16 protein-coding genes are annotated in these 24071 nt (G+C 67.1%); 3 read left to right on the top strand and 13 right to left on the bottom strand.

Translation table 11 applies throughout. The features are described 5' to 3' along the window. Nucleotides 1-163: 163 nt before the first annotated feature. Nucleotides 164-1840: an electron transfer flavoprotein-ubiquinone oxidoreductase gene (locus tag AC07PE_RS09585; RefSeq protein WP_498763593.1), complete on the top strand. Its 1677-nt coding sequence runs from the start codon at nt 164-166 to the stop codon at nt 1838-1840. A gap of 41 nt (nt 1841-1881) precedes the next feature. On the opposite strand, the gene AC07PE_RS09580 is transcribed toward AC07PE_RS09585, so the two are convergent. The 8 genes from AC07PE_RS09580 to AC07PE_RS09545 form a co-directional block, all read right to left on the bottom strand. Continuing rightward, nucleotides 1882-3957, bottom strand: a complete 2076-nt coding sequence (locus AC07PE_RS09580; protein WP_498763591.1) for a putative bifunctional diguanylate cyclase/phosphodiesterase — start codon at nt 3955-3957, stop codon at nt 1882-1884. Nucleotides 3958-4056: 99 nt separating this feature from the next. Further along, on the bottom strand, nt 4057-4728 hold the full coding sequence (locus tag AC07PE_RS09575) for an amino acid ABC transporter permease (protein WP_498763589.1): 672 nt from the start codon (nt 4726-4728) through the stop codon (nt 4057-4059). Between the two features lie 7 nt (nt 4729-4735). Further along, entirely contained in the window at nt 4736-5545 is an 810-nt protein-coding gene (locus AC07PE_RS09570) for a transporter substrate-binding domain-containing protein (protein WP_498763587.1), read from the bottom strand. A 78-nt stretch (nt 5546-5623) separates the two neighbouring features. Next, nucleotides 5624-6037 (bottom strand): hypothetical protein, encoded by a 414-nt coding sequence (locus AC07PE_RS09565; protein WP_498763585.1) that lies wholly within the window; start codon nt 6035-6037, stop codon nt 5624-5626. 102 nt (nt 6038-6139) lie between these two features. Beyond that, a complete protein-coding gene (locus AC07PE_RS09560; RefSeq protein ID WP_498763583.1) occupies nt 6140-6595 on the bottom strand; it encodes a metallophosphoesterase family protein in 456 nt (151 codons plus the stop codon). 28 nt (nt 6596-6623) lie between these two features. Further along, entirely contained in the window at nt 6624-6914 is a 291-nt protein-coding gene (locus tag AC07PE_RS09555; protein ID WP_498763580.1) for a DUF378 domain-containing protein, read from the bottom strand. 95 nt (nt 6915-7009) lie between these two features. Beyond that, a complete protein-coding gene (locus AC07PE_RS09550) occupies nt 7010-7675 on the bottom strand; it encodes a YcbK family protein (protein WP_498763578.1) in 666 nt (221 codons plus the stop codon). Nucleotides 7676-7789: 114 nt separating this feature from the next. Then, nucleotides 7790-8308 carry a GNAT family N-acetyltransferase gene (locus AC07PE_RS09545; RefSeq protein WP_498763576.1) on the bottom strand — a complete coding sequence of 173 codons (519 nt, stop codon included), beginning with the start codon at nt 8306-8308 and terminating at the stop codon, nt 7790-7792. Between the two features lie 186 nt (nt 8309-8494). Between AC07PE_RS09545 and AC07PE_RS09540 the strand changes: the two genes are divergently transcribed. Continuing rightward, the gene (locus tag AC07PE_RS09540; protein ID WP_498763574.1) at nt 8495-9511 is read left to right on the top strand and encodes a sulfate ABC transporter substrate-binding protein; all 1017 of its coding nucleotides are present in this window, start codon (nt 8495-8497) and stop codon (nt 9509-9511) included. A gap of 333 nt (nt 9512-9844) precedes the next feature. Next, on the top strand, nt 9845-10807 hold the full coding sequence (locus AC07PE_RS09535) for a serine hydrolase (RefSeq protein ID WP_498763572.1): 963 nt from the start codon (nt 9845-9847) through the stop codon (nt 10805-10807). Nucleotides 10808-10899: 92 nt separating this feature from the next. Here the strand turns inward: AC07PE_RS09535 and motA are convergent, their stop codons facing one another. The 5 genes from motA to AC07PE_RS09510 all read right to left on the bottom strand — a co-directional run bounded on the left by motA (nt 10900) and on the right by AC07PE_RS09510 (nt 24026). Then, a complete protein-coding gene (gene motA, locus AC07PE_RS09530; protein WP_498763570.1) occupies nt 10900-11760 on the bottom strand; it encodes a flagellar motor stator protein MotA in 861 nt (286 codons plus the stop codon). Nucleotides 11761-11901: 141 nt separating this feature from the next. Next, entirely contained in the window at nt 11902-13869 is a 1968-nt protein-coding gene (recD, locus tag AC07PE_RS09525; RefSeq protein ID WP_498763568.1) for an exodeoxyribonuclease V subunit alpha, read from the bottom strand. Then, nucleotides 13862-17509 (bottom strand): exodeoxyribonuclease V subunit beta, encoded by a 3648-nt coding sequence (recB, locus tag AC07PE_RS09520; RefSeq protein WP_498763566.1) that lies wholly within the window; start codon nt 17507-17509, stop codon nt 13862-13864. The genes recD and recB overlap by 8 nt, the downstream gene beginning before the upstream one ends. Beyond that, nucleotides 17506-20907 carry an exodeoxyribonuclease V subunit gamma gene (gene recC / locus AC07PE_RS09515; protein WP_498763564.1) on the bottom strand — a complete coding sequence of 1134 codons (3402 nt, stop codon included), beginning with the start codon at nt 20905-20907 and terminating at the stop codon, nt 17506-17508. Before recC ends, recB begins: the two co-directional genes overlap by 4 nt. Before the next feature lie 71 nt (nt 20908-20978). Beyond that, nucleotides 20979-24026, bottom strand: coding sequence for a CHASE domain-containing protein (locus AC07PE_RS09510; protein ID WP_498763562.1), 3048 nt, complete (start codon nt 24024-24026; stop codon nt 20979-20981). Nucleotides 24027-24071: the final 45 nt, after the last annotated feature.

Genomic DNA, 24071 nt, shown 5'->3' with positions numbered 1-24071 from the left:
CCGAACTATATTCTGTTGCGACCTCATAATGATTACATACTTCACCCATTTCGCCGCGATTAGATTGCCGCATCTAATATCTGCCCTACAATAGCGCGCTGCGTTGCAATCATGAGCAAAAAAGTGCACACTCGTGCTTAAATTTTTCTAACACCTATAAAACATGACTCAGCCCAACTCCCTCATCGAACAATACGGTCCGCGCGAAGCGATGGAATACGACGTCGTGATCGTCGGCGGCGGCCCTGCCGGTCTGTCGGCGGCGATCCGCCTGAAGCAGCTGGCCTCGGAACAGGGCCGCGAAGTCTCGGTCTGCGTGCTCGAAAAGGGCGGTGAGCTGGGCGCGCACATCCTGTCGGGCGCGGTCATGGATCCGCGCGCGCTGGACGAACTCTTCCCGAACTGGAAAGAACTCGGCGCACCGCTGAACACGGCCGTCACTGAAGACCGCGTGCTGTTCCTGACCGAGACAAAGGCGACCGCCACCCCCAGCTTCATGGTGCCGAAGGCCCTGACCAATCACGGCAACTACGTGATTTCGCTGGCGAACGTGGTGCGCTGGCTGGGTCAGCAGGCCGAAGCGCTGGGCGTCGAAATCTTCCCGGGCTTCCCGGCCGCCGAAGTGCTGTACAACGACGACGGCTCGGTCAAGGGTGTCGCCACCGGCAACATGGGCGTGAACCGCCATGGCGAACCGACCGACGCGTTCCAGCTGGGCATGGAACTGCATGCCAAGTACACGATGTTCGCCGAAGGCTCGCGCGGCCACCTGGGCAAGCAGCTGATGGCGAAGTACGACCTGAACAAAGGCAAGGATCCGCAGACCTACGGCATCGGCATCAAGGAACTGTGGGAGATCGACCCGGCGATGCACAAGCCCGGCCTGGTGATCCACACCGCCGGCTGGCCGCTCGACAACGACACCTACGGCGGCTCCTTCATGTACCACCTGGAGAACAACCAGGTCGCGGTCGGCTTCGTGGTAGGCCTGTCCTATCAGAACCCTTACCTGTCGCCCTACGAAGAATTCCAGCGCTACAAGACGCACCCGGAAATCCGCAAGTTCTTCGAAGGCGGCAAGCGCATCTCCTACGGCGCGCGCGCGATCACCGCGGGCGGCCTGCAGTCGCTGCCGAAGACCGTGTTCCCGGGCGGCGCCCTGATCGGCTGCGACGCCGGCTTCCTGAACACCAGCCGCATCAAGGGCAGCCACGCCGCGATCAAGACCGGCATGCTGGCCGCCGACGCCGCCTTTGCCGCGCTGGGTGAAGGCCGCCAGCACGACGAACTGGCTAGCTACCCGGCCGCTTTCGAGCAGTCCTGGCTGCACGAGGAACTGCACGTGGCGCGCAACTTCAAGCCGTGGATGAGCAAGGGTCTCTACCTGGGGACGATCATGGTCGGCATCGACCAGATCCTGTTCAAGGGCAAGGCGCCTTGGACCCTGCACCACAAGCACGCCGACCACGAATGCCTGCGGCCGGCCTCCGACTTCAAGCCCATCGTGTATCCGAAACCGGACGGCAAGCTGACTTTCGACCGCCTGTCCTCGGTGTTCATCTCGAACACGAATCACGCGGAAGACCAGCCGGTGCACCTGACGCTGAAGAACCCGGCGATACCGGTCGAAGTCAACCTGGCCAAGTACGCCGGTCCGGAACAGCGCTACTGCCCGGCGGGCGTGTACGAGTTCGTGAAGACCGACGAGGGCAAGGATCGCCTGCAGATCAACGCGCAGAACTGCGTGCACTGCAAGACCTGCGACATCAAGGACCCGACCCAGAACATCGTGTGGGTCACGCCGGAAGGCGGCGGCGGGCCGAATTACCCGAATATGTAATTTGGTCGGCGCAATGCACGTGGGCACGGGGTGCCCACGTTTCATCGTAGCGCCAATCTTTCCAACTCGGCCGCCGTCATCGGATGTCCGAACATGTAGCCCTGCGCGTAATCGCATCCGGCGTCGATCAGGATGGCGCGCTGGGCCGGCGTCTCCACCCCTTCCGCCACCACCTTCAATCCCAGCTTGTGCGCCATCGCGACGATCGCTTCGTACAGCGCCAGCTCCCCGCCCTCCCCGTCCAGCGTCTGCGCCAGCGAGGGGTCGATCTTCACGAAATCGATGTCGTAGCGCTTCAGATGCGCCAGCGAGGCGTAGCCGGTGCCGAAGTGGTCGAGCGCCACCTGCAGCCCCAGCATGCGGTATTGCGCCAGCCGCCCCAATAGCGCGTCGGCGCCGCCCTGCAGCGCGCCTTCGCTGATCTCCACCACGATGCTCTGCGGCGGCAGCGCCATCTCGCGCAGGTAGTCGAGCCAGCCCTGGTACTGGCCGCCGTCGCGCCGGAACTGCACCGGCGACTTGTTCACGCTCACCTGGAAATCGGGGCCGATGCTGCGCTGCCAGCACTGGACCTGGCGCGCGGCTTCGCGGAACACCCAGTCGCCGATCTCGACGATCATGCCGCTCGATTCCGCAAACGGGATGAACTGGGCCGGCGCCAGCAGCCCGCGGGTCGGATGGCGCCAGCGCAGCAGGGCCTCGGCCTTGTGCACGGCGTTGGTGGCAAGCGAGACGATGGGCTGGTACAGGAGTTCGAACTGCTGCCTGGTGATTGCCTCGCGCAGTTCAAGCGCGATCACCTGGCGCGCCAGCGCCGCTTCCTGCAGGTCCTGGGTGAAGTAGCTGTAGCGGTTGCGGCCGGCGTTCTTGGATGCGTACATGGCCTGGTCGGCGTGCGACAGCAGGTCCGGCAGCTCGCGCGCGTCGGCGGGATACAGCGCGATGCCGACCGAGGCCGAGATCTCGGCCAGCTCTCCCACCAGGTCGAACGGCCGCGCGAGCGCATCGACAATCGACTGGGCGATGCGGTCGACGCTGCCGACGCGCTCCAGCCCGGACAGGATCACGGTGAATTCGTCGCCGCCCAGGCGCGCCAGGGTGTCGGTGGCGCGCACGCAGGCCTTCACGCGGCGCGCGGCCTCGGCCAGCAGGGTGTCGCCGACGGCGTGGCCGAGGCGGTCGTTGACCTCCTTGAAGTGATCGAGGTCGATGAACAGCAGGGCCACGAAGGTGGCGCCGCGGTCGGCCTTGCGCATCTCCTGGGCCAGGCGGTCGCGGAACATGTGGCGGTTCGGCAGGCCGGTCAGCTCGTCGAAATTCGCCTGGTGCCAGATCCGCTCGGCGGAGGCGCGCTGGCGCGTGATGTCGGTGACCAGGGCCAGGGTGCCGAGGTAGTTGCCGGCGACGTCGAAGATGGGCGTGGTGGCGGCGCTGGTCCACAGTTCGCTGCCGTCGCAGCGGATGAACTTGAGCTCCACGCGCTCGCCGCGCGCATGCTGGCGGCGCACGTCGTGGGCCTCGAAGCGCGCCCGGCCCTCCTCGTCCATGAAGCGCACCAGCGGCTGCTCGAGCAGGCCTTCGATCTCGCAGCCCAGCAGGGCCGCCATCTTCGGGTTGACGAAGGTGATGAAGCCGAGAGCGTCGATCTCCCAGATGCCTTCGTCGGCGCAGTGGACGATGCGGCGGAAGCGTTCCTCGGAGCGTTCCAGCGCGGACAGGTTGCCGTCGACCGGTTCGACCACGATGCGGCAGGCTTGGCCGCTGCCGTCGGCGCTCGCCAGCAGCATCACCGGGCCGGGCGCGCCAAGGTCGGCGCAGGTCATCTCGAAGCGCTGGCGGCGCGGGGCGCGGCTGTTGATGGCGGATTCGAAGAAGGCGTCGAACTCTTCGCGCCAGCTGCGCCGCACGAAGTCGCGGAAGCGGTGTCCGCCGGCCGCGCCGCGCGGGACGCCGATCAGCTGGGCCCCGGCGACGTTGGCCTGCAGGATGCGGCCGTCGAAGGCAACCACGAAGTAGCCGACCGGGGCCAGCAGGTAGAGTTCGTTGAAATGCGCCTGTTCCTGCTCGTGGCGCAGACGCTCGGGGCTGACGCCACTGTCGAGCTGTTGCACGTCCATGTCCATCTCACCCCGCTTCGCTTGGTTGAGTTGCCCGGATTCTATTGCTTTTTAGAAAAGCCTAGCATGCCGCAAAGACGTTGTCGATCCGCTATTGTTCTAGTGTTGCTGATGAGCCCGATTGAGGCGACGCTCGGCCTGGCGCTGCAGGCGTTCGAAGAACAGGCTCAGGATCCAGTAGATGATGGCCGCTGCGACGTAGAGCGGCAATGGACGGAATGTGACGGAGATCAACTCTTTGGTGACAAGCATGAGTTCGGTCATGGTGATGACCGACACCAGCGAGGTGTCCTTGATGAGGCTGATCAGGGTATTGCTCATCGAGGGCACCGCCACCCGCAGCGCCTGCGGCAGCACCACGTGGCCCAGGGTCTGGCCCCAGCCCAGGCCGAGGCTGTAGGCGGCGCGCCACTGGCCCTGCGCGATGGACAGGATGGCGCCGCGCAGGCTTTCGGACAGGTAGGCACCGGCGTTCAGCGACAGCGTCAGCACGCCCGCCGTTACCGGCGTGAACTCGATGCCGATGCTGGGCAGGCCGTAGTAGACCACGAACAGCTGGACCAGCAGCGGGGTGCCGCGGAAGGCGCTGACGTAGACCGCGGCGGGCCAGCGTAGCAGCGCCCAGGGCGAGACCCGCATCAGGGCAGTCGGCAGGCCCAGCAGCAGGCCGCCGAGCATGGCCGCTACCGCCAATGACAGGGTCAGGCCAGCGCCGCGCAGCATGACCGGCGCGGACTCGCGCAGCAAGTCCAGCAGTTCCTGGAATTCCATTGAAGGCTTAGGGCGCGCGGGTGGCGTCGACGCCGAACCACTTCACCGACGCGGCTTTCAGGCTGCCGTCGGCGCGGACCTCCTGCAGCGCCTTGTCGACGGCGGCGTGGAATTTCGGATTCCCCTTCTGGAAGGCGACCGCGGTGCGCTCGACCGCGCCCACGCGCGCGCCGGCGCGGATCGGCAGCTGCGAGGACTTCAGCAGGTAGCCCACCATCAGGCTGTCGTTCAGGGCGGCGTCGATGCGGCCGAAGGCCAGGTCCTGCAGGTTTTCCGGCGCCGCCGGATAGCTCTTCACCTCGACGCCCGGCACGGCCTTGGCCTGCTGCTCGAACACGCTGCCCTGCCCGACCCCGACCTTCTTGCCCTTCAGATCCTCCAGCTTCTTGTAGTCGATGCGCTCGTTGCGGCGCACGATCAGCTGCGGGGTCGAATAGGTGTAGGGGGTGGAGAAATCGAAGGCCTGCTCGCGCTTGGGCGTGACGTTGACCTGGCTGATGATGACGTCGTACTTGCCGGCGCCCAGGCCGGCCAGGATCGAGGCCCACTCGGTGGTCACGAACTCCGGTTTCAGGCCCAGCTTTGCCGCCACCAGGCGGGCGACGTCGACGTCGTAGCCGGTCAGCTGGCCGGTCTTGGCATCCTTGAAGTTGAAGGGCGGGTAGGTTCCCTCGAGGGCGATGCGCAGCGTGCCGCGTGCCTTGGCCGCATCCAGCAGGTCGGCGGCGTGGGCCGGCAGCGCAATCACGGCAGCAGCGCCAAGCGCAGTAGCGGCCATCACGGCCCTGCGTAAGCGATTCGGGAGACCCTTTTGCATTCCTTCGCACTCCATTCAAGCGGCAGAATGTGATTTATAACTGAAATGCGATGATGCGAAAAGGGAATTATCGGCCTGTCAGTATAGCCTGCGGCTATGCTTGAAATTGTGGCCTGTGACGATCAAGGTGCTCTCGACCAGGGTCGACAAGCCTAGCAGCAGCTGCACAAGCTTGTCTTCCGGCAGCACCCAGACCTGGCCGGCGGGCTGCTCGGCGCCGGTGGCGGCCATGATCAGGGGCGTGATCCAGCCGGCGTCCGGTTCGACGTCGAGCAGCACGGCGTCGCCGGTGGTCTGCAGGTAGACGTCGCCGCCCGGCGCCAGCGTGAAGCGCACGCCGACCCCGGTCTCCTGCGGCCCGATCATTTCCTGCATGGTGCGGTTGTGCGCATCGACCCAGAGTTCGACGTCCTGCGGGGTTTCCAGCGGGGTCCAGGGCACCGGGCGGAAACGGGGGCGCTCGGCGCCGTCCTTGGTCGAATCTTGGCTCATGAGGGTTTTGAGGTGTGATAGTGGGAAGGCAAGGTCGCGTATGCTAAGCCATGGATGGCGGACGGCGCAAGCGGGCTGTCATGTAAGCGCTCATGCAAGCGCTCATGCAAGCGTCACCAGGCGCGCCGTGACCTCCCCGTCCTCGATGATGAGTTCGCCGGCCGCGATCGGCAGGCTGAAGCGCCGGCGCCCGGCGCTGCCCGGGTTCACGTACAGCACCCCGCCGCGCTCCGTGCAGGCCGGCCTGTGCGAATGCCCGGACACCACCACGCGCAGCCCGGCGGCAAGCGGGTCGAGCTCGAGTTCCTTGAGGTCGTGGATCACATACACAGGCACGCCGCCCGGCGCGATGCGCGCGGTGACGGGAATCGTGCCCGCCCAGGCGGCGGTATCGTTATTCCCGCGCACCACGGTCAGCGGCGCGATGGCGGCCAGGCGCTCGAGGATGTCCGGATTGCCGATGTCGCCGCCGTGCACGATGTGGTCGCTGCCGGCCAGGAAATCCAGGGCTTCGGGGCGCAGCAGGCCATGCGTATCCGAGATCAGACCGATCCGCATGGCCCGCCGCGAGGCGTCGGGCGCCAACTCAGCCCGGCGTCCGGTGTCGGGCCATCTTGCTGGCCGTCCAGATCGAGTACAGGGCCGAAATGCCGACCAGCACATAGACCAGGCGGCTGGCCGGGCTGCCGGCGCCGAACAGGCTGGCGACCACGTCGACGTCGAACAGGCCGACCGTCGCCCAGTTCAGGCCGCCGATGATCAGGAGGGCCATGGCGATGTAGTCGACCGCGGACATCGCCGTATGCCCTTCGCGCACGGCCGCCCGCCGCTCGGGCAGGTGCCGCCGTTCCATGGTGGGTGCGTTCATGGTTGCCATCGTGTCCTCCTTCGGAAAGTTTGACAGGCAAGCCAAGATAGCAAAAATGCGCGCGGGCGCGCGCCGCCTATCCGCTCAGGAACGCAGCGGGGTACTCAACCCTTCCAGGTGCGGTTGAGGCCGGTATCGGCGTGGATCCAGCCGCCTTTCGGGCCGGAACGGTAATAGAAGCCGACCCCGCCCTGGCGGAAGCTGCGCACCAGGCCGCCCAGCACTTCTTCGGTCAGGCCGGCGATGCGGACGTCGGCCGCCTTGCCGGACATGTGCAGCGACTGGCGCGCGGCCGGAATGCCCTGCTCGATCAGGCGCTTGTTGGAATCCGGGGTGCGGTAGCCGGACAGGATCTCGAGCGGCTTGTCGAGGCCGTAGCGCGCGACGAAGGCCTGGGACGCCCACAGGGTCTCGATCAGCTTGGGATCGATGGGCATGCTGGCCTTGCCGTTGACGTCGCGCAGCAGGTGGCACAGTTCCTGGTAGGCCGAGTCGATCACCTCGCCGTCCTTCCAGTACAGCACCCTGGTGCGTTCGCCGCTGGCCGGACGGACCACGGACAGGGTGCGCGGCTTGACCCAGAAGTCGAGGTCGACCACCTGGGCGTCGAACAGGTCGGGGGGCGGGGCGATGTCGGTGTTGGGCGTATCTTGCGCGGCCTGGCTGGAAGCGCCGCGTGCTGCGGCATTGGCGTCGATCAGCGGCGTAGCGACCAGGCCGAGTGCGGTGAGGCGCAAGCCGTGGTGAAGGAAATCTCTGCGGGAAGCCATAACAAACTCATCATTGGAACCCGCGTACTATATCTCAATAGATTGCGGGAAAGAAGATGAGCGCGTGTTACCGCATGTTTCACACAACATCGCGGAATTGATGGGTGTTGCCGACTACTTGCCGCTGCAGGTGCAGTAACGCTTGCTCGCCGGCGGCTCGACGGCATTCAGCTGCTTCCACAGGAAATCGCACTCGAGGCCGAAGCAGGCCTTGTCCTTGCCGGCGTTGACATAGCCCAGGCGTTCGAAGAAGCCGCTGCTCGATGCGGGGCTGTGCATGTGCAGCTTGGCGATATCCCAGCTGCGGGCGCGCGCCTCGACGGCGTGCAGCATGGCGCTGCCGATGCCCTGACGGAGCTGTCCCGGCATCACATAGCACAGGGCCAGCTTGCCGGCCTGGGTCAGCAGCGCCATGCCGGCCAGCTGCTGGCCGTTGACGGCCACCACCGCGTAATTGCTGGGCGAGGAAAACCAGGTGCTGACGTTCTGCAGCGTCTTGTTGCTCAGCCAGGCCTGGAGGATGTCCGCACGCTGGCCGTGGTCGGCCGCGCAGCCTTCTTCAATCGAGCGGCGCAGCAGCGCGCATGCTTCCGGCGCGTCGTTCGGTGTTGCCTGGCGGATGTCAATACCCATGTACTGTCGGTCTAAAAAGCGGTGGTTCGGCAGGCCGGACTATAACCTAAAGCGTGCAATCGTGCTGCCCGGCCATGCGGCGGGCATAGACCGTCTAAGCATATGATAAAAATGTACTTTTGTTCCGATATTTCTTCATAGATGATGACCCTGGTTTCCACAGGTCTCTACAAGGAAGAACAAACAATGATCCGAACCCCTTCTCCGCTGCGCCGCCATCTGCTGGCGCTCACCCTGGCGCTGGGCGCCGCCCTGCCCTACGCCGCACAGGCTGCCGAAGTCGAGCTGCTGAACGTTTCCTACGACGTCGCGCGCGAACTGTACAAGGACGTGAACCCGGCCTTCATCGCCGAATGGAAGAAGACCACCGGCGAAACCGTCGTCATCAAGCAGTCGCACGGCGGCTCCAGCAAGCAGGCGCGCGCCGTCGCCGATGGCCTCGAAGCCTCGGTGGTGACCCTGAACCAGGCCAACGACATCGACATGCTGGCCGACCGCGGCCTGGTCGCCAAGGACTGGAACAAGAAGTTCCCGAACAATGCCTCGCCCTATTATTCGACCATGGTGTTCCTGGTCCGCAAGGGCAACCCCAAGGGCATCCACGACTGGGCCGACCTGGCCAAGCCGGGCGTCAAGGTCGTGATCCCGAACCCCAAGACCGCTGGCAACGGCCGCTACACCTATCTGGCGGCCTGGGGCTCGGTGCTCAAGAAGGGCGGCAACGAAGGTCAGGCCCGCGACCTGGTCGGCAAGATCTTCAAGAACGTGCCGGTGCTGGACGCCGGCGGCCGCGCCGCCACCACCACCTTCACTCAGCGCCAGATCGGCGACGCCCTGGTGACCTTCGAGAACGAAGTGAACCTGGTGCGCGCCGAGTTTGGCGACAACTTCGAGGTGGTCTATCCCTCGATCTCCGTGCTGGCGGAAACCCCGGTGGCGGTCATCGACAAGGTGGTCGACCGCAAGGGCGTGCGCAAGCAGGCCGTCGGCTACCTGAACTTCCTGTACACGGAAGCCGGCCAGGAGATCGGCGCCAAGCATTATCTGCGCGTGCGCAGCGAGAAAGTCATGAAGCAGTTCGCGGCCAATTACAAGCCGATCCAGCTGTTCACGGTCGACGATGTATTCGGCGGCTGGCGCGCGGCGCAGAAACGCCATTTCGACGATGGCGGTGAATTCGACAAGATCTACGGGTCGAAATAAAGGATTTGAAATTCGGAATCGCAATAAGACTGTATAGATATACAGGATTTACCAACGGAAAATATAGCTGAGTCGTTTTTTAGAGATTTCTTTTAGACAAATTTCAAATTTTCCGTTCACAAAGAAGGCCTTGCAATCACGCGAGGCCTTTTTTTCTTGTAGAATCTTTCCGTTGGTATTTGATTTTCCTCCGGTGACATTGATCTATGTCATTGCATCGGTATTCTGCCAATGAAAAGTTCCCATATAGCTGGCCGCTATTGGTCTAACTGAACGATTTGATGCTCCGCCGCCGTCCGGCGCCCGACCATTAACCGTACCTCATACACACACATGATCAAAAAATTCCTCGCTGCCGTGCTGATGACGATTTCCAGCGCGGCCGCCCTCGCTGTGCCTTTCGGATCGCAATCGGTGCTCGTCGTCGAAGACGATACCGGCAAGGTCCTGTTCGAAAAGAACTCGGCCGCCGTCGTGCCCATCGCTTCGCTGACCAAGCTGATGACCGCCATGGTCGTGCTCGATGCCCACCAGGATATGAACGAGCCGATCGAGATCGAGAAGCAGGACGTCGACGTGCTCAAGCACAGCAGCTCGCGCGTGCCGGTCGGCGCGACCATTCCGCGCCGCGACGTGCTGCAGCTGGCCCTGATGTCCTCGGACAACCGCGCTGCTGCCGCCCTCGGCCGCACCTACCCGGGCGGCATGGAAGCCTTCCGCCTGGCCGTCAAGCGCAAGATCGCCGCGCTGGGCATGACCCAGACCGTGATCGAAGAGCCGACCGGCCTGAGCCCGCATAACAAGTCCTCGGCCACTGACCTGGTCAAGATGGCGACCGCCGCCTCGAACTACGCCGAGATCACCCGGATCACGACCTCTTCCGAGCACCTGATCAACATCAAGGGCCGCGAAGTCGAGTACCACAACACCAACCGCCTGGTCGGCGCCAAGGGCTGGGACATCGGCCTGTCGAAGACCGGCTACACCCAGGAAGCGGGCCGCTGCCTGATCATGCGCGTGAAAGCCGCCGGCAAGAACGCCACCATGGTCCTGCTGAACGCCGGCGCGTCCTCGGTGCGTATCCTGGACGCCCTGAACATCCGCCGCCACGTGCTGGGCGACGATGCCCCGGCATCCACCAGCCCGGTGCGCGCCCGCGTCGCCTCGCGCCTCAAGGCCGCCGTCGGCGGTCCGCGCATCAAGGCATCCATCGGCGGCGCCCGCGTCAAGGCTTCGGCCGGCCGCGTCAGCCGCTTCAAGCATGCGCCGGTGACGCGTCATCGCCGTCATCGCTGATCGCTATACGCCTGGTTTCAAATTAAAAAAGCCGCGACGGCAACCCGTCGCGGCTTTTTCATTTGTGCGGATGGGACGCGGGCGCTATCGGTTCAGCGCGACTTCAGCTGCCGCACATGCCCTTCCAGCTCGGCGAAGGTCGGCCTTTCGGTGGCCGAGATCACCTTGCGCCCGAACTCGACCGCGATGGTCGGCGCATAGCCGTTCATGCTGGCCAGCAGGGTCACTTTCACGCACTGCAGGGCCTTGACCACTTCCTGGTGGCGGCGATGCAGCAGGCTGCCCAGCGGCGCGACCATGCCATAAGACAGCAGGATGCCGAGGAAGGTGCCGACCAGGGCCGCCGCGATCAGGCTGCCCAGTTCCGCCGGCGGACGGCCGATCGCGCCCATGGTGTGCACCACGCCCATCACCGCGGCGACGATGCCGAAGGCCGGCATGCCGTCGGCCAGCTTGTGGATCGCCTGCACCGGAATGTCCGAGTCTTCCTGGTAGGTCTCGATCTCGCAGTCCATCAGGTTTTCCAGCTGATAGGAATTCATGGTGCCGGACACCAGCAGGCGCAGGTAGTCGGTGATGAAGTCGAGCAGGTGGTCGTCCATCAGCACGAGGCGGTACTTGCCGAAGATGGCGCTCTCGTAGGGCGCGTCGATATCGTCCTCGAGCGACATCAGGCCTTCGCGGCGCACCTTGGTCAGCACGTCGAACATCAAGGCCATCAGCGCCATGTACAGCTCGCGGGTGTAACGCGAGCCGTGGAACAGGGTCGGGATGCTGTGCCAGGTCAGGGAGATCGCCTTGCGGTCGTTGCCGATCACGAAGGCGCCCAGCGCGCCGCCAAAGATCATCAAGAGTTCATACGGCTGGAACAGCGCGGCAAGGTGCCCGTCCTGCAGCACGAAGCCGCCGAACACGGCCAGCAGCACGACCATAAAACCGACAAAGATCAACATGGTGCAGTCTCCAGAGATTCCAGACGGCAACTTTAACATTGTTGCCATCAGGAAAGCAAAGACTGGCGCAAAAGTTACGCGAGAAATACCACGGCGTCGTTCCCGCGGAAGCGGGAACCCATGCCGGGTTTCCGAAGACGCTTATCTTTCAATCATCCCGCGCAGGCCACTCGCACGGTGCGTCCGCTTCTGGATCGCCTCCCCCAGCACCCCGGGCACCGGCGTCAGCAAGGTGAATTCCCGGCTCGCCCGCGTGATGCCGGTGTACACCAGCTCGCGCGCCAGCACCGCCCCGCCCTCCTTCGGCAGCGCCAGCACGGTGTGCGCGAATTCCGAGCCCTGGGATTTGTGGACCGTCATCGCGTAGGCCGTCTCCACGTGGCGCAGGCGGGTGGCCAGCACGCTGCGTACCTTGTCGCCTTCCAGGAACCAGACGCGCAGCGAGCCGGGGCGCGCAGGGTCGGGCAAGGTCAGGCCGATGTCGCCGTTGAAGACGTTGGTCGCATAGTCGTTGCGGGTCACCATCACGGGACGGCCGACGTACCAGTCGCCGCTGCGGCGGATCAGGCCGACGCCGTCGAGGCGCTGCTCGATCGCCGTGTTCAGGCCCTCGACGCCCCATTCACCCTCGCGCACCGCGCACAGGATGCGGAAGGCTTCGAAGCGCTGCAGCACCGCGCGCACCCAGTCTTCGTGATTTCCTTCGGCTCCCTCGCTCAGCAGGCGCAGATAGGGACGGTAGCCTTCCAGCGCCAGCCCGATCGCATGCTGCTGCTGGGCGTGCTCGATCCAGCGCAGCGCGTGGGCGACTTCGACGCCCAGGACGCCGCGCTCGCGCAGCACCGCGGCCGCGGCCTCGACGTCGCCGGCGTTGACGGCCAGCGCCAGCTGTCCGATCGGGCCGCCGAAGCGCCGGCTGTGGCGCAGCATGACGGTCTGCTGGGCCAGCGCGCCGCCGGCGTGCACGTAGTCCGCCGGGATCTCCTCGCCGCTGGCTTCGCGCACATAGTCCACCGTCGCCTGGTCGTAGTTGCCGGCCTGCGCATCCGCGCACAAATCACCGAGCACCGCGCCTGCTTCCACCGAGGCCAGCTGGTCCTTGTCGCCCAACAGGATCAGGGTCGCGCTTGGGGGCAAGGCGTCCAGCAGCGAGGCCATCATCTCCAGGTGGACCATCGAGGCTTCGTCGACGATCAGCACGTCGACGTCGAGCGGATTGCCGCGGTGGTGAGCAAAGGCGCGGCTGTCCGGGCGCGCGCCCAGCAGGCTGTGGAGGGTGCGGGCGGCGCCCATGCGGGCGGTCAGTTCGCGCAGCGGCAGCTGCTCGCCGACCTTGTCCGCCAGCTCGCCCAGCGCCTTGTCGATCGACTGCTTCAGGCGCGCCGCCGCCTTGCCGGTCGGCGCGGCCAGGGCGATGCGCTGGCGGGCGGCGTCCGGCGCGGTCGCGAACAGCAGCGCCAGCAGGCGCGCCACCGTATAAGTCTTGCCGGTGCCGGGGCCACCGGTGATGATCGCCATCCTGCCGCGCAGGGCGATGGCGCAGGCCAGCTTCTGCCAGTCCGGCTTTTCGGCAGCACGCTGGGACGCGAACAGCAGGTCCAGCCATTCGCGCACGGCCGGCACGTCGACCTGCTGGCGCTCGCCCGCGCGCTCACGCACGCTGGACGCGACGGTGGTCTCGTCGCGCCAGTAGCGGCGCAGGTAGAGGCGGCCGTTGTCCGGGTCGCCGTCGAGCACCAGCGGCTGGCCGAAGTCGAACTCGCCGGCGCGCAGCACCTGCTCGCAGCCGGCCAGCTGGGCCATCCAGCCCTTGGCGTTCTTCGGCAGCGGCTTGATGGCGGCCGCCAGTTCGGTCCACTCCTCCTCGGGCAGGCCGAGCAGCCCGGCAGTGTCCGCGGCCAGGTCGGCCAGCAGCAGGCAGCTGTGGCCGCGCCCTTCCAGCTCGGACAGCACCAGGGAGGCCAGCAGCAGCGGTCCCGGCGCCGGGCCCAGCGAGGCCATGAAGCGGGCGAAGGCGCCGGACAGGCGGCGCAGTTCGCCGGCCTCGGTCAGGCGCTCCACCTCGAACCAGAAGATGTCGATCTTGTCGGGGTCCATTGCGTTATTCATTTGCCAGCAGTCCGTCGAGGCCGTCAAGCAGTTCCATGTCCGGCTCGATCAGGTAGCAGCCGCGCGTGAACTCGTTGCCGATCCCGCGCAGGAACAGGAACACGGCGCCGCCCAGCTGTTCGGCCGGGTCGTAAGCCTCGCCCAGGCGCGCGCGCAGCAGGCGGTGCAGGGCAAGCAGGTAGATCGCGCTCTGGATGTCGTAGCGGTGCTCGGCCATCGCGGCCGCCATCGCCTTGTCGGTGTAGGCGGCGTCGCCCGGCCCCAGCGCGTTCGACTTGTAGTCCAGCACCCAGTAGCGGCCATGGCATTCGAACACCAGGTCGGTAAAGCCCTTCAGCATGCCGTGCAGCTGGCGTTCAGGCAGGGTCGGACGCTGGGTGTCGCCCAGCAGATGCCGGCGGCACAGGCGGTCAAGCGCGCCGACGTCCAGGCCGTGGCTGGGGAACCAGAATTCCATCTCGGGCAGGGTTTCCTCGAGATCCGACAGCGCGCAGCCGGTCGGCGGCAGCGGCAGCGTGACCAATGCGTCGAGCCAGGCCATGGCGTCGTCCACGCGGTTGCCCCAGCCGGCGCGCAGGATGCGCTGGTGCAGGCGCTTGACGAATTCATCCTCGTCGATGCGATTGAAACCTTCCTGCGCCATCCACTCCAGCTGCTCGTGCAGGAAGTTGCCGGGGGTCGCGCCGCGGGGGAAGCGGTGCCAGGGCGCGTCGTCGCTCTTCAGGACTTCGACCGTGCCCGGCTCCTCTTCTTCCAGCAGATTCTCTTCCTGCGGCCGGGTCGGCGCCGCCACCGTATGGCGGGTCAGCGAGGTGAAGGAGCCGACCGCCCAGTTGCGCTCGAACTGGCTGGCATAGGCCGGCGCCTCGACCAGCTCCGGGCGCACGTCGGCGCGGCGGAGCATCGTGCAGCCTTCGGGCGCGTCCAGCGTGTGCAGCTCGATCGCATCGAGGCCGCCGCGCAAGGCTTCCCAGCGTTCCTGCATGGCGCTGGCCTGTACCGGCTCGCCGCCGGTCAGCAGATAGCCCAGCGCCGATTCGTGCAGCCGGTTCTCGCCCTTGCGGCCGGCGGCCACCGCCGCCACGCCCAGCCACAGGAAGTGCTTGGCGCGGGTCAGCGCCACGTAGAGCAGGCGCAGATCCTCCTCGATGCGGGCGCGGTCGACGGCCTTCAGCGCATCCTCGCTCAGGCCGAGGTCGATGCGCCGCCCGCCATCCTCGTGCACGTACTCGAAGAAGGCACGGTTGCGGCGGTCGGTCTTGCGCGCGGTGACGGCGAAAGGCAGATACACCAGCGGGTATTCCAGGCCCTTCGACTTGTGCACCGTGACGACCTTCACCAGCTCGGCGTCGCTTTCCAGGCGCAGCACGCGCTCGTCGCCGCCCTCGCCCAGTCCCTCGACCTGCTCGGCGAACCAGCGGATCAGGGCCTGTTCGCCATCCAGCTCACGGCTGGCTTCCTGCAGCAGCTCGGCCAGGTGCAGCAGATTGGTCAGGCGCCGCTCGCCGCCGCTGGCGCCCAGCAGCTTGGCGGGCAGCCCCAGCTCGTGGATGAAGCGGCGCAGCATCGCCAGCACGCCCTGGCGCTGCCAGGTCTGGTGCAGGTTCTTCAGCTGCTCGACGCGTTCTTCCCAGGCCAGTTCGTCGCTCGACAAACGGGCCAGCTCGGGCAGCGGCAGCGCGCAGGTGGCGGTGGCGAAGGCGGTGCGCGCCAATACGCCATCCAGCGGACTCGCGACCGCCTGCAGCCAGCGCAGCACGTCCACCGCTTCCTGGCTCTCGACCACCGAGTCCTGGTCGGACAGGTAGACGCTGGCGACGCGGCGCTGCATCAGTGCACGGCGGATGGCCGAGGCTTCGCGGCGGTCGCGCACCAGCACCGCGATATCGGCCGGCATCAGGCGCTTGAAGCGGCCCTCGTCATCCTGGAAGCCGACCTTGGTGTCGTTCAGCAGGGTGACGATGTGCTCGGCGCAGTGGTGGGCGAAGAAGTCGCGGTAATCGTCGACGCGCAGGTCCTCGCGCGGCGTAGTGGCCACCGCCAGCGCCTGGAAGGGGCCGTCGACGCCGACCAGCTGCTCGCGGCGCCCGGCCGCCTCCACCGAATCGAAGGGAAGCGGATTCTCGCCGTCTTTTTTGAAGCGGAAGGCGCCGGCCGCGTGGCCCTGCTCGGCGAACTCGAACAGCCGGTTGACGGCCGCCACCAGGTTCTCGGTCGAGCGGTAATTGGTGCCCAGCTGGTAATGGCGCCCGCTGGTGGCACGCCGCGCCGACAGATAGCTGTGGATGTCGGCGCCGCGGAAGCCGTAGATAGACTGCTTGGGGTCGCCGATCAGGAACAGCCCGTGTTCGGGGTCGTTCTCAAGCACGCGGTACAGCAGATCGAAGATGCGGTACTGGTCGGGCGAGGTGTCCTGGAATTCGTCGACCATCGCGACCGGGAACTGGTCGACGATGCGCTTGCGCAGGGCTTCGCCGTTCACGCCTTCGAGCGCGTTCTTCAGGCGCGCCAGCATGTCGGCGAAACCGAACTGGCGGTTGCGGCGCTTCAGGTCGATCATGCGGCGCGCGATATTGCAGGCGGCGTGGCGCAGCAGCGCGTGCGCCATTGGTTCGATCTCGTCCAGCGCTGCCTTCAGCGCCTCGGTATGCTCGAAGCACTCGGGCACTTCGGCGCTGTATCCCCTGGCGAAGGCTTCGGCAATGCCGCCGGGCGTCAGGCGCGTCCAGGCTTTTTCGCCGATGTCCGGCGCCAGCATTGCCGGGTCCATGGCCCAGGCGCGCAAGCCCTCGAACCATTTGGCAATGGTCTCCGCCTTCATCATGGTACCGTTCAGGCAGCGCGGATTGGCCGCGCGCTGCGAGGCGATCCAGCTTTCCATTGCGTCCGCGCGCTCGCGCCAGCCTTCCTTCAGGCGCGCCAGCTTGCCCTTCTGCGCGCGCTCGACGCCGGCGATGACGGCGCCCAGCGCTTCCATGTCGTTGGGCCTGCCCTCCTCGTCCACGCAGTCCGGACCGAGCAGTTCGGCGCGCTGCACCAGCTCGCGCGCCGCCGCTTTCAGGGCCTCGACGTCCTTCCACACGTCCAGCAGCGATTTCAGCGCGTGGCCGTTGAGCGGATACACGTGCTGGCGCCAGTAGTCGTTGGCGGCGTCCTCGAACAGGGCGCGCTCGTCGCCGACCAGCTCTTCGTCGAACAGGCTGCCGCTGTCGAAGGCGTGCTCGCGCAGCATGCGCTGGCACCAGGCGTCGATGGTGAAGATCGCCGCCTCGTCCATGGTCTCGGCGGCCAGCACCAGGCGGTGGGCCGCGACCAGGCGCGCGGCCTCGTCTTCGTAGCTCTCGGCCAGCGCTTCGAGGTAGGGATCGTCCACATAGGCTTCGCCGCGGAAGTAGGCCGCGGCCTGCACCAGGCGCTCGCGCACGCGGTTCGACAGCTCGCGCGTGGCGGCGCGGGTGAAGGTCATCACCAGGATTTCGGGCGGCAGCAGCGGCCGGGTGTAGCCCTGTTCGCCGCCGTGTCCCAGCACCAGGCGCAGGTAGAGCGCGGCGATGGTCCAGGTTTTGCCGGTGCCGGCGCTGGCCTCGATCAGGCGCGAGCCGTGCAGCGGGAAATGCAGGGGCTGGAGCAGTTCGCTCATGCGTCCTTCCCTTCTTCATCGCCGAATTTCGTCACGCGAACGCTGTCGCGCAGCCAGATCGCCAGCGGACCGTACAAGGCCTCGGCCGAGCGCGGCCAGTCGCCGGCCGCGCGCAGCACCGCGAATTCCGGCCACAGGCGCGAAAGAACAGGGTCGTCGACCTCGCCGCCGATCTCGAAGCCGCCGTCATAGGCCTCGCGCGGGTCGCCACCATCCAGGTGGGCCAGCGCGGTCTTGCAGGCCACTGCCAGCGGACGATCCAGGTTGGCGCGCCACAGCGCCACGATGTTCTCCAGCGCCGCTTGAGCGAAGGCGGGATCGATGGCGTCCAGCTGCAAGGTGGCGTCGCGCGCCACCAGGTAGCCGGTGATGCGCTCGCCGACGGCGCTTGCCGCCAGCTGGCGCAGCCAGGGGCCGATCAGCTTGTCGCCGCGCGGCGCGCCCTTGCGGTCCAGGACCTTCGAGGAGATCTGCAGCAGCCAGACGGTCTCGCCCTCGTTGCTGCGCAGCTTGTCGATCCAGTCGTCGAGCAGCACCCCGTTCAGCTCGAGGCTGACGACAAGCTTGGGCGCGGGCGTCGGATAGCGGGCGCCCAGCGCCAGCCAGCTGCGCCGCACCGGCACCAGGTCTTCCACCAGCTGCTGCTGCCACTGCTTCCCCACCAGGCCGATCGGCAGCCTGCCTTCGCGCACCAGGCGCTGGGCCCGTGCGTCCAGTACCTGGCGTACCTCGTTCTGCGGCTCCGGCGTGCCGCTGTCGTCCAGCAGCGTGTCTTCCAAAAAGTAGCGTTCGAGGGCGTCGAGCGAGAACGGTTCCTCGTCCTCGCCCACTACCTCGTTGCTGCCGAAGTTCACGCCGAGGCGGCGCCGGAAGAAGTAGCGCGCCGGCTGGCGCAGGAAGGCCAGCAGTTCGCCCAGCTTCAGGCGGTAGCCTTCTTCCAGCTCGTAGGGCGGGAGAGCATCGTCTCCGCCCGCGGCTTCCTCGCCTTCCCTGTGCGCGGATCTCCATTCGCCGGCATAGGTCAGCAGGCCGCCGCGCTCGAAGTAACGCCGCGAGAACGGCTGCAGCGCGTGCACGGTGGTGCGGTCGGGCAGGCCCTCTTCCATGTCCCATCCGTTTTTGAGGTAGTCGCGCAGCTGCGAGACCAGCACCGAAGCCGGCTGCTCGGTGTTGTCGCGCACGTTGCGGCCGACCCAGCTCACGTACAGCTTGTCGCGTGCGGCCAGCAGGGCTTCCAGCATCAGGTAGCGGTCGTCGTCGCGGCGCGAGCGGTCGCCGGGGCGGCCCATGCCGGGCAGCGCCAGCAGGTCGAAGTCCGACTGGTGGCCGCGGCGCGGGAAGTCGCCGTCGTTCATGCCCAGCAGGCAGACCACCTTGAAAGGCACGGCGCGCATCGGCATCAGGGTGCAGAAGGTCACGCCGCCGGACACGAACTGGTGGCTTAATGCCGGCTGGTCGAGCTCCGACAGCCAGGCTTCGCGCATCACGCCCAGCGGCACCGCTTCGTCGAACATCGCGTTCTCGCAGATCTCCAGCCAGCACTGCAGCGCTTCCTCGAGCTGGTTCAGCATTATGCGGTCTTCGTCGTCACGGGCGCGGAAGAAGCGCGCCATCAGGGCGCGGGCGCGCTGGCCCCATTCCGCCGGGCTCAAGACCGCATCCAGCTGCTCGCGCCAGGCCAGCAGGCTCTCCACCAGCTCGGCCAGGGCGCCGGCCAGGGCCGCATCCAGTCCGCCCACTTCCGCATAGGGCTCGATATCGCCGTAGCTTGGGCCGGCCCCGGTGGCATAGCCCAGCAGCATGCGCCGGATGCCGAACAGCCAGGAATTCTGCTCGCCGGCCGAGCCCAGGCCCAGGCCGGCGCGGTGCTTCTGGTCCAGACCCCAGCGCACGCTGGCGCCCTCGATCCAGCGGCCCAGGGTCGGCAGGTCATCCTCGTCCAGGCCGAAGCGTGCGGCCAGCGCCGGCACGTCCAGCAGGTCGCGCACTTCGCTCTGGCGGCAGCGCTGCTGCGGCAGGCGCAGCAGCCATTCCATCGCCACCAGCAGCGGATTCACGCTGCGGTCCTTGACGTCGCCGATCTCGAAGGGAATGTAGCGCGGGTCGCTGCGCTTGTGCTGGTCGAACACCGCGTGCACGGCGGCCGAGAAGCTGTCGATGTCCGGCACCATGACGACGATGTCGCGCGGACGCAGTTCGCGGTCCTGGGCGAACCAGGACAGCAGCTGGTCGTGCAGCACCTCGACCTCGCGCTGGGCGCTGTGGGCGATGTGGAATTCGATCGAGCGGTCATCCGGCTCGGGCGGGACGTGCGGATGCTCGCTCAGGGGCAGCAAATCGCGCACCGCCGCCTGCACCTGCGACAGCAGCGTGCCGTTGTCGCCCTCGTTGAACAGGTCGACCCGCATGTTGCCGAACTTCGCGCCCTGGCCGCCGTCGAACTCGTCCAGCATGCGGACGAAGTCGCGGCCCTGGCGCCCCCAGCTGGCCAGCAACGGATGGCTGTGCGCGTGCAGTTCCTCGACCGGCACCTCGGCCAGGTTGCTGCCGTTGCGCGACTGGTGGCGGCGGTAGGCGGCGGTCAGCAGTTCGCGGCCCTCGATGATGTCGCCCCAGTGGTACTGGCAGGGATTCGGCACCGCCAGCAGCACCTGGGTGTAGCGCGACAGCCCCGCCATCGCCTCGATGGTCTGGTAAGGCAGGGTCGACATCCCGAACAGCACCACGCGGCGCGGCAGGCGCTGGGCCGGCTGGCGCTCGTCCTCGACCGCGGCCATGAACTGCTGGTGGATGGTGGCGCGGCCCGACCAGCGGCGCTCGGGCGGCAGGCTTTCGTGGATCTCGCGCCAGAGCTGGGCCTGCCAGCACTGGTCGGGCGCCAGCGCAACCGGCTCGCCGCCCGGACGGCGCAGCTGGTCCTCGCCGGCGGCCCAGTCGGTCAGCCAGTCGGCGCGGTAGACCTGGTACTGGTCGTACAGGTCCGACAGGCGCTCGGCCAGCTGCAGGCGGCGTTCGGGGTCGCCGTCGGACAGGAAGTGGCGCAGCGGCGCGAATTTGTCCTTGGCCAGCAGTTCGGGCAGAAGGCGCATCAGGCGCCAGGTGAGCGCATCCTTGTCGAAGGGCGAGCGGCGCGGCACCCGTTCCGGTCCCAGCATGCCGCGGTAGGCCTCCCATTGGAAGCGCGCCGGCAGCGCCACGCGGGTGGCCGCGCACACGCCCAGTTCCTCGGCCAGCGCGATCTTCAGCCACTCGGCCACGCCGTTCGACTGCACGAGGATGATTTCCTCCTCGAGCGGGCCGAGCGGATTCGCACGCAGCCAGTCGAAGACGGCGGCGCGCAGCAATTCCATCTGGTTGCCGTGCAGGATGAGGAGGCCGGGAGAGATCGGGGAGCGCATGGTGGAAGACTTCAGGTAGACCCCCGCAGCATACTACCAAGGGGGTGGGTCGAACAAGGCAAAGGCTGAGCTCAAACCTTTTGATCCTGCTGGCGCGCCCCGAGTTCCGCGGCAATGTGGCGTTCCAGCCGCGCCAGCAGCGCGCGCAGGCGTGCGGCCAGCGAGCGCGCCTGGGCGATCGCGCCGCGCTCGCGCTGGGCTTCGAGGTCGGCGCAGACGTCGCCGAAGCCCATCGCCCCCACCGTGCGCGCCGAGGACTTGATGCGGTGCGCGACGCCGGCGGCGCGCTCGATCTCGCCGGCGGCCAGCGCGCGGTCGATCTCCAGCAGGCCTTCGCGCGCGGTCTCGAGGAACATGAAGGCATATTTGCGCATCTTGTCCGGATTGCCGCCGAAGCTATCGGACAGCACTTCCATGTCCAGCAGCGTCGCCGCGGCCGGCGGTGCGAGCGGCGCGGCCGGGGCCAGCGCGTGCTGCACGCTGCGCCCGAGCGCGCGGGCGACGGTCGCCACCAGGGCTTCCGGCGCCACCGGCTTGGTCACGAATTCGTCCATGCCCGCGGCCTGGCAGCGCGCCTGGTCTTCCAGCCCGGCGTTGGCCGTCATCGCGATCACGCGGGTGTCCTTCAAGGCGGCGTCGGCGCGGATGCGGCGGGTGGCCTCGAAGCCGTCCATCACCGGCATCTGCACATCCATCAGCACGCAGTCGAAGGCGGCGCCCTGCTCGCGGCCGCGCATCAGGTCCAGCGCCTCGCTGCCGTTGCCGGCCACGACCACGCCGGCGCCCGCGTCTTCCAGCAGCTCGCGCGCGACCTGCTGGTTGAAGGCGTTGTCCTCGACCAGCAGGATGGTGCTGCCGGCCAGCGCGGCCGGTCCAGCGTGCGGCGCGGCCGGCCGTACGGCCTGCTGCAGCGCTTTCGATTCTCCGGCCGCGGCCAGGCGTGCGGTAAACCAGAAGGTGCTGCCTTCGCCCGGCACGCTCTCGACCCCGACCTCGCCGCCCATCAGTTCGGCCAGCTGCTTGCTGATCACCAGCCCGAGGCCGGTGCCGCCGTAGCGCCGCGTGGTCGAGGGGTCGGCCTGGTGGAAAGGCGTGAACAGGTGCGGCAGCTCGTCCGCGGCAATGCCGATGCCGTGGTCGCGCACCTCGAAGCGCACCAGCATCTCGGCGCCCAGGGTGCTGACGGTGTGGGCCCGCACCAGGATCGTGCCCCGCTCGGAAAACTTGATCGCATTCGAGGTGAAGTTCAGCAGCACCTGTTCCAGCCGCAGCGGATCGCCGCGCAGCGGGCGCTGCAGCTCGGGCGCGATCTCGACTTCCAGCACCAGGCCGCGGGCGGCGGCGGCTTCGCCCAGCTGGTTGGCGAGGTTGCGCATCAGGGCGTCCAGCGTGAAGTCGAGCAGCTCGAGCTCGACGCGCCCGGCCTCGATCTTGGAAAAGTCGAGGATGTGGTTGATGATGCCGAGCAGGTGCTGGGCCGAGTGGTGGATCTTCTGCAGGTAGTCGCGCTGGCGCGCCTCGACCGCCTGCTTGAGCGCCAGCCAGGACATGCCGATAATGCTGTTCATCGGCGTGCGGATCTCGTGGCTCATGTTCGACAGGAAGTCGCTCTTGGCCTGGCTGGCGGCATCGGCCCTGGCCTTCAGCAGGTGCAGCTCGGTGACGTCGGTGGACACGCACAGCATCGCCGTCACCTCGCCGTCGGCGCGCACCGGCACCTTCACACTCCACAGCTGGCGCACGCTGCCGTCGGCCAGATGGACCTCGTTCTGCACCGAGCGGCCCTGCCCCGTCTCCAGCACGGCTTGCTCGACTTCCCACATCGACTTGCTGGAGCCGGGCAATCCGATCTCGCTGTCGCGCCGGCCTATCATCTGCTCGGCGCGCATGCCGGCCGCCGCCGCCGTCTTCGCGTTCACGTAGCTGAAGCGGCGCTCGCGGTCCTTCATGTAGACGTAGGCGTCGACGTTGTCGAGCACCAGGTCGAGCAGCACGCGCTGCTCAACGGCCTGGCGCCGCGACCAGTACAGCTTCAGGAACAGCGCATAGATCAGCAAGGTGGCGCCGAAGCCGGCGAGGAAGGCCAGACGCGGAAACCAGGCGCCGAAGCCGTCGACCAGCTCGGCGCGCGCGGCGACGAAGCGCACCTTCCACAGGTTGTTCTGGAAGCGCACCGGCAGCACTGTCTCGAACAGCTCGCCGGGCTCGGCCCGCGCCTGCGGTCCGGGCGTTTCGCCGCCGACGCTGTCGTACAGCAGCGTGTCGACCGCCGTCACGGCGAGCGGGCGACCCGTGGCCGGCTGGCCCTCGGCCCCCAGATACAATTGGAGCGCCACCGGATGCCGTCCCATGCCATCCAGCGCGCGGTGCACCAGGGTCGGTATCGAGAAGCCGATGCCGACCGAGCCGACGTAGGCGGCGCGCCGCCCTTCGACGCTGTCCGGCACGGCGCCGCCGCGGTAGACCGGCAAGCGCAGGGTCAAGCCGAGCGTGGGGCGCGGGACCGTCAGCTTCAGCGGCTTGCCGGATGCGGACAGCTCCGCGCGGTCGCGCGCCTCCGTAAGATAGCGCGCGACCGCCGGCCCGTTCGCCAGCATGTCGACGCCGAGCCGGGACGGCATCATCGGCTCCATATAGGTCAGCACCAGATATTCCGGGCGGCGGCCGGCCGGCTTGATGTCGAAGGCAGGGTAGCCGAGCGGATCCAGGCTGCGGTCGGCCTTCACGGCCGCGACGAAAGCGTCACGCTGCGCATCGAGGACGTGGGCGCCGAAGTTGACCGATTCGATGGCCGGAAAATGCTCGCGGACGTTCAGCGATGCGACATAGCGGTGAAACTGCACTCGCGAGACCGCGCCGCCGTTCGCACCGAACAAGGCGCCGAGGTTGCGCACCACCTGGGCATAGGATTGCACGGCGCCGTCCAGGCGCTGGCGCGCACCCTGGGCGATGCTGTCGAAGCGGCGCCGGGCGTCGTCCTCGACGGTGCGGGTGGCGCCCAGGTGCAGGGCCGCCCCCACCAGCAGCGCCAGCCACAGGCCGCCGCCCCACAAAGCGATGCGCACCGGGCCGCTGGCGCCGACGGTCTTCCCCATGTTGCGCGTGCTCGCTTCAGCCATGTCCTGTCGTCGTGGGCGAATTTTCAATAATTGCTAGTATTACGC

The sequence above is a fragment of the Telluria sp. GW821-FHT07G12 genome, assembly GCF_059418525.1.
The sequence above is the reverse complement of the archived record's forward strand: the minus strand, read 5'-3'. Positions and strand labels throughout refer to the sequence as shown.